Source organism: Actinomycetospora sp., from assembly GCF_055612215.1.
This window is the reverse complement of record NZ_JBVPVA010001059.1, coordinates 1-10,876: the sequence shown is the minus strand read 5'-3', so window position 1 is coordinate 10,876 and position 10,876 is coordinate 1. Positions and strand designations below refer to the sequence as shown.

At 74.1% G+C, this 10,876-nt stretch carries 11 protein-coding genes; 4 read left to right on the top strand and 7 right to left on the bottom strand.

The window, feature by feature from the left end; genetic code table 11:
* The first annotated feature begins 260 nt into the window (after nt 1-260).
* Nucleotides 261-1,643, top strand: coding sequence for a mycothione reductase (locus AC0CYZ_RS28675; RefSeq protein WP_472221513.1), 1,383 nt, complete (start codon nt 261-263; stop codon nt 1,641-1,643).
* 2 nt (nt 1,644-1,645) lie between these two features.
* Here AC0CYZ_RS28675 and AC0CYZ_RS28670 read toward each other — a convergent pair whose 3' ends face one another.
* The 4 genes from AC0CYZ_RS28670 to AC0CYZ_RS28655 all read right to left on the bottom strand — a co-directional run bounded on the left by AC0CYZ_RS28670 (nt 1,646) and on the right by AC0CYZ_RS28655 (nt 4,917).
* Nucleotides 1,646-2,140, bottom strand: a complete 495-nt coding sequence (locus AC0CYZ_RS28670; protein WP_472221512.1) for a CinA family protein — start codon at nt 2,138-2,140, stop codon at nt 1,646-1,648.
* Nucleotides 2,141-2,222: 82 nt separating this feature from the next.
* On the bottom strand, nt 2,223-3,110 hold the full coding sequence (locus tag AC0CYZ_RS28665) for an ABC transporter permease (protein ID WP_472221511.1): 888 nt from the start codon (nt 3,108-3,110) through the stop codon (nt 2,223-2,225).
* A 1-nt stretch (nt 3,111) separates the two neighbouring features.
* The gene (locus tag AC0CYZ_RS28660) at nt 3,112-4,101 is read right to left on the bottom strand and encodes an ATP-binding cassette domain-containing protein (protein WP_472221510.1); all 990 of its coding nucleotides are present in this window, start codon (nt 4,099-4,101) and stop codon (nt 3,112-3,114) included.
* Between the two features lie 147 nt (nt 4,102-4,248).
* Nucleotides 4,249-4,917, bottom strand: a complete 669-nt coding sequence (locus AC0CYZ_RS28655) for a TetR/AcrR family transcriptional regulator (RefSeq protein WP_472221509.1) — start codon at nt 4,915-4,917, stop codon at nt 4,249-4,251.
* Nucleotides 4,918-5,064: 147 nt separating this feature from the next.
* On the opposite strand from AC0CYZ_RS28655, the gene AC0CYZ_RS28650 reads away from it, so the two are divergent.
* From AC0CYZ_RS28650 to AC0CYZ_RS28640, 3 genes are all read left to right on the top strand, one after another.
* A complete protein-coding gene (locus AC0CYZ_RS28650) occupies nt 5,065-5,481 on the top strand; it encodes a nitroreductase/quinone reductase family protein (RefSeq protein ID WP_472221514.1) in 417 nt (138 codons plus the stop codon).
* A gap of 43 nt (nt 5,482-5,524) precedes the next feature.
* Nucleotides 5,525-6,778 (top strand): saccharopine dehydrogenase family protein, encoded by a 1,254-nt coding sequence (locus AC0CYZ_RS28645; protein ID WP_472221508.1) that lies wholly within the window; start codon nt 5,525-5,527, stop codon nt 6,776-6,778.
* A 78-nt stretch (nt 6,779-6,856) separates the two neighbouring features.
* Nucleotides 6,857-7,333 carry an SRPBCC family protein gene (locus AC0CYZ_RS28640; RefSeq protein WP_472221507.1) on the top strand — a complete coding sequence of 159 codons (477 nt, stop codon included), beginning with the start codon at nt 6,857-6,859 and terminating at the stop codon, nt 7,331-7,333.
* 16 nt (nt 7,334-7,349) lie between these two features.
* Here AC0CYZ_RS28640 and AC0CYZ_RS28635 read toward each other — a convergent pair whose 3' ends face one another.
* Genes AC0CYZ_RS28635 through map form a run of 3 tightly spaced genes read right to left on the bottom strand, consistent with a single transcriptional unit; the run spans nt 7,350 to nt 10,722 of the window.
* Entirely contained in the window at nt 7,350-8,870 is a 1,521-nt protein-coding gene (locus tag AC0CYZ_RS28635; protein ID WP_472221506.1) for a cobyric acid synthase, read from the bottom strand.
* Nucleotides 8,867-9,868 (bottom strand): dihydrofolate reductase family protein, encoded by a 1,002-nt coding sequence (locus tag AC0CYZ_RS28630; RefSeq protein ID WP_472221505.1) that lies wholly within the window; start codon nt 9,866-9,868, stop codon nt 8,867-8,869. The genes AC0CYZ_RS28635 and AC0CYZ_RS28630 overlap by 4 nt, the downstream gene beginning before the upstream one ends.
* A complete protein-coding gene (map, locus tag AC0CYZ_RS28625; RefSeq protein WP_472221504.1) occupies nt 9,865-10,722 on the bottom strand; it encodes a type I methionyl aminopeptidase in 858 nt (285 codons plus the stop codon). Before map ends, AC0CYZ_RS28630 begins: the two co-directional genes overlap by 4 nt.
* Between the last annotated feature and the right edge of the window lie 154 nt (nt 10,723-10,876).

Genomic DNA, 10,876 nt, shown 5'->3' with positions numbered 1-10,876 from the left:
CGCCTGACGGAGCAGAACCTGACCAGAGCCCACCGGCGCCGACAAGACGATCGGCCGGAGTTCGCCCCGCTGAGCGACGACGAACGGTCGATTTCGAGCGGTAAACGACACCGCCGGGTGAGCGGGGCGCGGTGAACGGTCGACGAGCGGCGCCGTTCGGCGGTTCCGCCGACCGTTCGGCGGCGGTGACGTGCAGTGGCCGGACCGACGACGGAGAGTGGCCGATTCGCCGGACACGCCGCCGCAGTAGCGTGGTCGGCGTGCCGCACCACGACCTCGTCATCATCGGCTCGGGCTCGGGCAACTCGATCCTCGACTCCCGGTTCGAGGACCAGGACGTCGCCATCGTCGAGCACGGCGTCTTCGGGGGGACGTGCCTCAACGTCGGGTGCATCCCGACGAAGATGTACGTGTACGCCTCCGACGTCGCCGAGACGATCCGCGAGGCCGGCCGCTACGGGATCGACGCGACCGTGGACAAGGTGCGCTGGTCGGACATCCGCGACCGCGTGTTCGGCCGGATCGACCCGATCTCGGCCGGCGGGCGGCGCTACCGCGACACCGAGTGCTCCAACATCACGCTCTACCAGGGGCACGCGAGGTTCACCGGCGAGCGCGAGCTCTCCGTCGCGCCCACCGACGGGTCCGCGGCGACCACGGTGACCGCCGACCGCATCGTCATCGCCGCCGGGTCACGCCCGACGGTGCCCCCGGTGATCGCCGAGTCCGGGGTCCCGTTCCACACCTCGGACGACGTGATGCGCCTCGAGGACCTCCCCCGGCGCATGACCATCTGCGGCGGCGGCTACATCGCGGCGGAGTTCGCGCACGTCTTCGACGCCCTCGGCGTCGAGGTCACGGTGGTCACCCGCGGTCCGGCCCTGCTGCGCGAGCAGGACGAGCTGGTCACGCAGCGGTTCACCGCGGTCGCGCGGGAGCGGTTCACCGTGCACACCGACGCCGACCCGACCGCGGCCGAACAGCGCGAGGACGGCACGATCGTGCTACGGCTCCGCAACGGCGAGACCATCGAGACCGACGCGCTCCTCATCGCCACCGGACGGCGCCCCAACGGCGACCGGCTCGACGTCGCCGCCACCGGCCTCGAGCTCACCGACGACGGGCGCGTCCCGGTCGACGAGTACCAGCGCACCCCCGTCGAGGGCATCTGGGCGCTCGGCGACGTGAGCTCCCCGTACCAGCTCAAGCACGTCGCCAACCACGAGGCGCGGGTCGTCCAGCACAACCTGCTCCACCCCGACGCGCTGCGGCTCACCAGCCACCGCTTCGTGCCCTCGGCCGTGTTCACCCACCCGCAGGTGGCGTCCGTCGGGCTGCGTGAGCAGGACCTCCGCGACCGCGGCACGCCCTACGTCGTCAAGGTCCAGGCCTACGGCGACGTCGCCTTCGGCTGGGCCATGGAGGACACCACCGGGTTCGCGAAGGTCCTGGCCGCCCCGGACGGCACGCTGCTCGGGGCGCACTTCATGGGCCCGCAGGCCTCCTCGCTGATCCAGGTGCTGGTGCAGGCCATGGTGTTCGGGCAGAAGGCCCAGGAGGTCGCCACGGGCCAGTACTGGATCCACCCGGCGCTGCCCGAGCTCATCGAGAACGCGCTGCTGGGCCTGCCGCTCGCGTCGTAGCCCTAGCCCGCCGAGTGCGCGGCAGTGGTGTGCTCGCGCAGTGCGTGCAGCGCCTCGATGCGGGTGGCCTTGAGCACGTCGGGCGGCTCTCCCGGGAACTGCTTGACCCACGCGTCCGTCCGGCCGTGGTCGCTGACGGCGAACCAGACGGTGCCGGGGGGCTGGTCGTCCTGCGGGTCGGGGCCACCCGCCCCGCTGACGGCCACCACGACGTCGGCACCGAACATCTCCGCGGCCCGCTCGGCCATCGTGCGCACCGCCGGCTCCGCGACGACCGGACCGTCCGGGACACCGAGGACCCCGTGCTTGGTGGTCCGGTCGTAGGCGACCACGCCGCCCCGGAACCACTCGCTGGACCCGGGAGAGGCGGCCAGGTCGCTCGCCACGAGTCCCCCGGTCAGCGACTCCACCACGGCGATCCGGCGTCCGTCGCGGTCGGCGCCCTCCGAGATCTCCTTCGCGAGCTGCTCGGGCTCTTCGTCCACGGGCTGGTCCACCGGTCCTCCTCCTGCGTCCCCGGGCGGCACACGTCGCCGCCCGGAGACGTGGATGACCGCCGGGGCCGTCGCCGGAAACGCCTCAGTCGGTGCGGCGGAAGCGCCTCACCGCGAGCGCGAGCAGCGCCACCGAGAAGGCCACGGTCAGCACGATCTCGAGCCAGGTCGGCACCGCGAACGAGCCCCAGGAGATGCCCGGGTCGAACCTCGCACGGTCGGCCGCCGAGACGTCGAGGCGGTCGAAGACCACGTGGCGCAGCGGCTCGACGGCGTAGGTCATCGGGTTGACGTGCGTGAGCACCGTCAGCCACGCGGGCAGGTTCCCGAGCGGGAAGAGCGCGCCGGACAGGAACATCAGCGGCGTGATGATCAGCTGCACCATCGGCATGGCCGTCTGCACCTGCTTGAGCCGAGCCGCGAGCATCAGCCCCAGCGCGCAGATCATGAACGCCATGAGGAAGATCAGGCCGAGCAGCTCGAGGAACATCAGCGGGTCGTAGGGCACGCCCACCAGCCCCGCCAGCGCCAGCAGCAGGACGCACTGCAGCGTCGCGACGGTGGCCCCGCCGACCGCCTTGCCGACCAGGATCGACGTGGTCGACACCGGGGCGACCAGCATCTCGCGCAGGAACCCGAACTCGCGGTCCCAGACGATCGAGATGCCCGAGAACGCCGCCGTGAACAGCACGGAGATCGCGAGCACGCCCGGGAACAGGAACGTCGGGAGTGCGACGCCGCCGCTGCGACCGCCGGCACTCGAGAGCAGCGACCCCAGGCCGCTGCCCAGCACGAACAGGAAGAGCAGCGGCTGGGCCAGCGACGAGAAGATCCGGGTCCGGTCCTTGAGGAAGCGGATCATCTCGCGCTGCCAGACCACGGACGCCGCCCGCGTCTCGGTGGCGAGCCCGCTCTGCGGGATGCGCACCGCCTCGACGCGCAGCTCCCGGTCCCGGTCCTCCAGCTGGGTCACCTCAGCGCCCCCTCATCCGCATGGCCATCGGGTGCATCGACGGACCGCGGCTCGCCTCGGCGTCGCGGAGGGTGGTGCCGGTGTGGGCGAGGAACACGTCGTCGAGCGACGGCCGCGTCACCGCCACCGAGCGGACGCCGACGCCCTCCGCGGTCAGCGCCGCGAACAGCCGCGGCACGAACTCCGCGCCCCGGGGCACCGACACCGTCACCGCGCCCTCGCGCACCGCCGCCTCCAGCCCGAAGTCGCGGCGGATCGCGACGAGGGCGGCCTCGTCGTCGTCCGTGGTCACGACGACGCGGTCCGCGCCGACCTGCGCCTTGAGTGCCTCGGGGGTGTCGAGGGCGACGATCCGGCCCTCGTTCATGATCGCGATCCGGTCGCAGTTCTCGGCCTCGTCCATGTAGTGCGTGGTGACGAACACGGTGATGGTCTCCGCCTCCCCGAGGCGCGCCAGGTAGTTCCAGATCGACGCGCGGGTCTGCGGGTCGAGCCCGATCGTCGGCTCGTCGAGGAAGAGCACCTGCGGGGAGTGCAGCAGCCCGCGGGCGATCTCGAGGCGGCGTCGCATCCCTCCGGAGTAGGTCGAGACCGGGTCCGCGCGCCGTTCCCAGAGCCCGACGGTGCGCAGCACCTCCTCGCGCCGCGCGGCGGCGGTGCGCCGGTCGACGCCGTAGAGCTCGCCGTGGAAGCGCAGGTTCTGCTCGCCCGACATCGGCCCGTCGAGCGTCGGCTCCTGGAACACCAGCCCGATGCGCCGGCGGACGGCGGCCCGGTCGGCGACGACGTCGAGGCCCGCCACGGCGGCGGTCCCCCCGGTCGGCTCGACCAGGGTGCAGAGGATGTTGATCGTGGTCGACTTGCCCGCGCCGTTGGGGCCCAGGAACCCGAACGTCTCCCCGCGGGCCACCTCGAGGTCGATCCCCCGGACCGCCTCGACCTCGCCGTAGCGCTTCGTCAGGCCGCGGACCGCGACGGCCGGTTGCTCCACGTCCGCCCCCTTCGCTCGACGGGGAGCGTAACCCTCCTGCCCGCCGCGTCCCTCCGAGATCATCGGCACGTCGGACAGGTCCTCGGGCGTTCCGGCGTGCGTGGTGTGCCCGTCGCGGGGGCGCGCGGCGGGGGTCCGGCTCCGGCGTCAGGGCAGCCCGACCGACGACGCCGCCCGCTCCGCGACGTGGTCGAAGAAGGTCTCCCGGTCGAGCACGACGTTGCGGTACTGCCCGAAGAGCTCGAACCCGACCGTGCCGAACAGCAGCGTCCACGCCGACACGGCGGCGGCCGCGAGCCGGGGGTCGATGCCGAGACCTTCGGCGACGTCGGGCGAGACGGCCGCGGTGAGGTCCTCGTCCTCGGCGTCGAGGTGCCCCTCGGTCGCGATGCGACCCAGCACCACCCCGACCCGCCCGGCCGCCGGGAGGGTGTCCTCCGGGGCGACGTACCCGGGCACCGGTGAGCCGTAGATCAGCGCGTACTGCGCCGGGTGCGCCTGCGCCCAGGTGCGCACGCCCCGCCACACCGCCACCCAGCGCTCGCGGGCGGTCGTCCCGGCCGCCGCGTCGTGCGCCGCCTCCGCCGCCTGTCCGACCGCGTCGTAGGCCTCCACGATGAGCGCGGTGAGCAGCTCGTCACGGCTCGGGAAGTAGCGGTAGACGGCCGAGGAGACCATCCCGACCTCGCGCGCGACGGCCCGCAGGGACAGGGCGGCCGCCCCGACCTCGGCGAGCTGCGTGCGGGCGGCGGCCAGGATCGCCTCGGTGGTCTGGGCGCGGGCGCGCTCGCGGGCGGTGGGCACGGCGCCGAGCATCCCACACATCCGAGAGCACTGCTCTTGACAGGGCCCGGTCTTTCGAGAACACTGCTCACATCAGAGAGCACCGCTCTCGCAACAAGACCCGAGGAGCACCCCGTGACCACGCACTACCAGCAGCCCGGCTTCCTGACCCGCCGCGTCATGAACCCGGCGGTCGCCTTCCTGACCCGCCGCGGGGTGTCGCTGGCCGGCTCCACGGTGCTCGGCGTCCCCGGGCGCACGAGCGGCGAGATGCGCACGACCCCGGTCAACCCCCTGACCCTCGACGACGCCGACGGCACGCCCACCCGCTACCTGCTCGCCGCGCGCGGCCAGACCCAGTGGGTGCGCAACCTGCGCGTCTCCGGGTGGGCCGAGCTGACGGTCGGCCGCCGCACCGAGCGGGTCACCGCCCGGGAGATCACCGACCCGGCCGAGATCGTGCCGATCCTGCGGGCCTACCTGGTGAAGTGGGCCTGGGAGGTCGGCGCCTTCTTCCAGGGCGTGGGCGCCGACGCCTCCGACGAGGAGCTGGCCGCGATCGCCCCCCAGCACCCCGTGTTCGTGATCACCGGGTGACGCGGACGGCGGTCGTCGGGGTCCGGCACTACCGTGCCCGTGCATGAGCGAGCGCGTGCACCCCGACCGTGACCATTCGGTCGTCCTCTACGGCGCCACCAGCTTCGTCGGGGCCCTCACCGCCGACTACCTCGCCCGCAACGCCCCGACCGGCACCCGCGTGGCCCTCGCCGGCCGGTCCCGGGAGAAGCTGGAGCGGGTGCGCGCGTCGCTGCCCGCGCCCGGGTCGGACTGGCCGCTGATCGTGGCCGACTCGACCGACCGCGACGCGCTCGACGCGATGGCCGCCTCGACGACGGCGCTGGCCACCACCGTCGGGCCCTACGCGAAGTACGGGCTCCCGCTGGTGCGGGCGTGCGCGGCCGCCGGCACGCACTACGCCGACCTCACCGGTGAGGCGACCTTCGCCCGCCAGGCCATCGACGAGACCGACGCCCGCGCCCAGGAGACCGGCGCGCGGATCGTGCACTCCTGCGGGTACGACTCCGTGCCCTCCGACCTCGGCGTCCTGCTCCTGCACTCGAGGGTGCAGGCCGACGGCGAGGGCGAGCTGGCCGACGTCACGACCGTCGTCCGGGTCCGCGGCGGCGTCTCGGGCGGGACGATCGACTCGATGCGCGGCCTCGCCGACACCGTCCGGTCCGACCGGTCGACGATGAAGGTGCTGCGCGACCCCTACAGCCTCTCCCCCGACCGCGAGGGCGAGCCGGACACCCGCCAGCCCAGCGACAACCCGGCTCCGCACCGGCTCGACGGGGGGCTGCTCGACGGCCGGTGGGTCGCCCCGTTCGTCATGGCCTCCTACAACACCCGCATCGTGCGGCGCTCCAACGCGATCGCGGGCTACGCGTACGGCAAGGGCCTGCGCTACGGCGAGGTGATGGCCACCGGCTCGGGGCCGGTCGGTGCGGTGACGGCCGGGGCGGTCACCGCCGGGCTCGGCGCCGTGCTCGCGGGGTTCGCGACGCCGGGCGCCCGCCAGGTGCTCGACCGCATCCTGCCCAAGCCCGGCGAGGGCCCCTCGGAGCAGACCCGCGCGAAGGGCTGGTTCCGCCACGACGTGGAGGCCACCACGACGACGGGCGCGCGCTACACCGCCCGGGTCTCCGCGTCGGGCGACCCGGGGTACGCGGCCACCGCGGTGATGCTCGGCGAGTCGCTGCTGTGCCTGGGGCTCGATGGGGACCGGCTGCCGACCCGGACGGGCTCGCTCACGCCGGCCACCGCGATGGGTCCGGCGCTGGTCGAGCGGCTGCGGACCGCGGGGCACGTCTACGAGGTGAGCGGCGCGAGCTGACCCGGCCGACCCGACAGGGTTCCGACGGGTTCCGGTCGTCCGCGATTGAGCGGTGCGCACCCGGGGCACGACCCGGGCATGAGTGACCAGCAACAGGTGAGCAAGACCGTCGACGCGAGCCCGGAGCAGCTCTTCTCCCTGCTCGTGCAGCCCGCGCGCCACACCGACTTCGACGGGGCGCACATGATCCGCGGCGCGGAGCCGGGCGACGAGCAGATCACCGGGACCGGCGACGCGTTCGTCATGAACATGGAGAACGACGCGCTCGGCCCGTACCAGATGCGCAACGTCGTCACCGCGTACGAGGAGAACCGCAAGATCGGTTGGGCGCCGTCGCTGCACCCGATCGACGGCTACACCGACAAGCTCGGCGACGTGAAGGCCACGGGCCACACGTGGACCTGGGAGCTGGAGCCGGCCGGTACCGGCACCAAGGTCACGCAGACCTACGACTGGAGCGGCGTGCGCGACGAGCAGTTCCGCGGCTTCTTCCCGATGGTCACCGAGGACCAGATGTCCGCCACGATCGACGAGGTCGCGAACGCCGCGTCGTAGCCGGGCCCGCCCGCCGTCAGGGGGCGCCGGCCGGCGGGACCACCCGCAGCCCGGCCGGCGCCCCGTGCTCGATCAACTCCGACAGCGCCGCCGTGTCCAGGTGGGCCTCCACGAGGTCGGCCAGCAGGTCGAGCTGCGCGGCGCGCGCGGCGGCGAACGAGGTCGTCGTCGAGACCCGGAACGCGCGCCCCGTCGTCGTCGCCACCCGCTCCAGCAGCCGCCGCCGGAACCCGTCGTTCTCCAGCAGGCCGTGCCAGTGGGTGCCGAGCACCGGCCCGGCGTCGACGCCCTCGGGGGTGCCGTCGGCCTGCGTGACGAGAGCGGCGGCGTCCCCGCGCACCTCGCGCCCGTGGTGGATCTCGTAGCCCGCGACCCCCTCCCCCAGCGCCGTGCCGGTGGGGTTGCCGAGGTGCTTGGCGGGGTCGAAGACGACGTCGACGTCGAGCAGCCCCAGCCCGGCGTGCCGTCCCGGGGCGGCCTCGACGCCGTGCGGGTCGTCGATCGTGCGGGCGAGCATCTGGTAGCCGCCGCAGATCCCGAGCAGCGGCCGCCCGGCCCGCGCGTGGGCCGCCACCGCGTCCGCGAGGCCGCTCGCCCGCAGCCACGCGAGGTCGGCGACGGTCGCCTTGGAGCCGGGGAGCACGACGAGGTCGGCGCCGGTGAGCTCGCCGGGCGCGGTGACGTAGCGGACGGACACCCCGGGCTCGGTGGCCAGCGCGTCGACGTCGGTGCCGTTGGAGACCCGCGGCAGGCGCACGACCGCGACCCGGAGCCAGTCGGCCCCGAGCGGCGGCGCGGGCCGCCCGACGGCACCGCCGTGGCCCAGCGAGTCCTCCGCGTCGATCCACAGCTCCGGCGCGTACGGCACGACACCGAGCGTCGGCCGCCCCGTGAGCCGCGCCAGCTGCGCCAGCCCGGGCTCGAGCAGCGCCGGGTCGCCGCGGAACTTGTTGACGACGAACCCGGCGATCAGGGCCTGGTCCGCCGGCTCCAGCACCGCGAGGGTGCCGAAGAGGTGGGCGAGGACGCCGCCGCGGTCGATGTCCCCGACGACGAGGGTGGGCAGGGCCGCGGCGCGCGCGAGGCCCATGTTGGCGATGTCGGTCGCGCGCAGGTTGATCTCCGCGGGTGAGCCGGCGCCCTCGCACACCACGACGTCGTGGCGGGTGCGCAGGTCCGCGAGCGCCGTCGTCACCACCTCCAGCAGCGCGGCCTTGCGCTCGCGGTAGGACAGCGCGGTGACGCTGCCCTGCACGCGGCCGTGCACGACGACCTGGCTGCTGCGGTCCGTCCCGGGCTTGAGCAGCACCGGGTTGAACGCGACGCTGGGCGCGAGCCCGCACGCCGCCGCCTGCAGCGCCTGGGCCCGCCCGATCTCCCCGCCGTCGGTGGTGACGACGGAGTTGTTGCTCATGTTCTGGGCCTTGAACGGCGCGACGTCGACGCCCTGGCGCCGCAGCCACCGGCAGATCCCGGCCACGAGGACGCTCTTGCCGGCGTCGCTGGTGGTGCCGGCCACGAGCAGGGCACCGCTCACCGGCGCCTCGCGCACCGGCGGGCCAACGGCTCCCACCGCGGCAGGTGGGTGGTCGCGATCCCGGCGCGCTCGAGCTGGCGGATGCCCGACGGGAGGGCGACGAACTCCGGCGGCTCCCGCCAGGCGTAGACCACCCGGGCGATGCCGGCCCGCTCGATCAGCGTCGCGCACGAGTCCGGGCGGGACGCCCGCTGCCCGCAGGGCTCGAGCGAGCTGTAGAGGGTCGCACCGGGCAGCCGCGGGTCGCCCGCCAGCTCCCGGAGGACACCCTCCTCCGCGTGGTCGCGGGGGTCGGCGCGGCGGGACCAGCCCGAGCCGAGCACGGACCCGTCGTCGGCGACCACCACGCACCCGACGCTGAACGCGCTCTCGCTCGGCGGGCACCGCTCGGTGAGGACGCAGGCCTCGGCGAGGTGGCGGTCGTCGGCGGCGCCGAAGCGGTAGCGCAGCAGGACGTCCTCGCCCAGGGTCCGGGTCTCGACGAGGTGGGCGGTCGCGCCGGGCGCGCCGGTGAACCGCGGGCCGTCGCCCACGAGCCGGGGCGCCACGACCAGCTGGAGCTCGTCGACCACCCCGGCCGCCAGGAACTCGTGGAGGACCTCCGCCCCGCCCTCGACCATGAGGCGCACGACGCCGCGGCCGGCCAGCTCGTCGAGGACCGCCCCCGGCGGCCCGGACACCGTGACCGTCTCGGCGCCCGCCTCGGTGAGCACGCGGGCGGCGGGGTCGAGGGACGTCCTCGTGAGGACCACCCGCAGCGGCGAGCACGGCTGCCCGCGGGCGGCGCGCTCGGCGCGGCGCTCCGGCGAGCGCACGAGCAGGCGCGGGTCGTCGGCGCGGCCGGGGCCGGCGCCGACCAGGGTCGCGTCGACGCCCGCGCGCTCGGCGTCCACGCGGTCGAGGTCGTCGGGACCGGAGAGCACGAGCCGCCGCGGCGAGGCGTCGTCGAGGAACCCGTCGAGGGAGACCGCGCACGAGGCGAGGACGTGCGGCCTCACGGCAGCGTCAGGATCTCGCTGCCGGTGTCGGTGACGAGGATCGTGTGCTCGAACTGGGCGGTGCGCGACTTGTCCTTCGTCGTCACCGTCCACCCGTCGTCCCAGACGTCGTAGTCGATGCTCCCCAGCGTGATCATCGGCTCGATCGTGAACGTCATGCCGGGCTCGAGCATCTCGTGACGGGTCGGGTCGTCGTAGTGCACCACCACGAGGCCGCTGTGGAACGTGCGCCCGATCCCGTGGCCGGTGAAGTCCCGCACGACGCCGTAGCCGAAGCGCTTGGCGTAGGCCTCGATGACCCGCCCGACGACGTTGAGCTCCCGCCCCGGCTTGACCGCCCTGATCGCGCGCATCGTGGCCTCGTGCGTGCGCTCGACGAGCAGGCGGTCCTCCTCGGCGACGTCCCCGGCGAGGAACGTGGCGTTGGTGTCGCCGTGCACGCCGTCGATGTAGGCGGTGACGTCGATGTTGACGATGTCGCCGTCCTCGATGACCGTCGAGTCGGGGATGCCGTGGCAGATGACCTCGTTGAGCGAGGTGCAGCACGACTTCGGGAAGCCGCGGTAGCCCAGCGTCGAGGGGTAGGCGCCGTGGTCGACGAGGAACTCGTGGACCACGCGGTCGACCTCGTCGGTCGTGACGCCCGGCTTCACGGCCTCGCCGCCGGCGACCAGCGACTGCGCCGCGATCCGGCTCGCGACCCGCATGCGCTCGATGACGTCGGGGTCCTGCACCCAGGGGTCGGTGGACCGCTCGGGCCCGCTGCGCCCGACGTACTCGGGACGGACGATCGAGGAGGGCACCGGGCGCAGGGGCGTCTGCTGCCCGGCGCGCAGGGGAGCACGCACCGGCATGCCCCCAGGGTAGGCGCCGGGTCAGGCGTGCTGCCGCGCGCGGCGGGCCCGCAGCCGGATGATCCCGAGCACGGCGCCGCGCCAGCCCAGCACGAGGACGGCGAGCGAGACCGTCGCGACGACGACGAACGACAGCGGCGGCCGGTCGACGAAG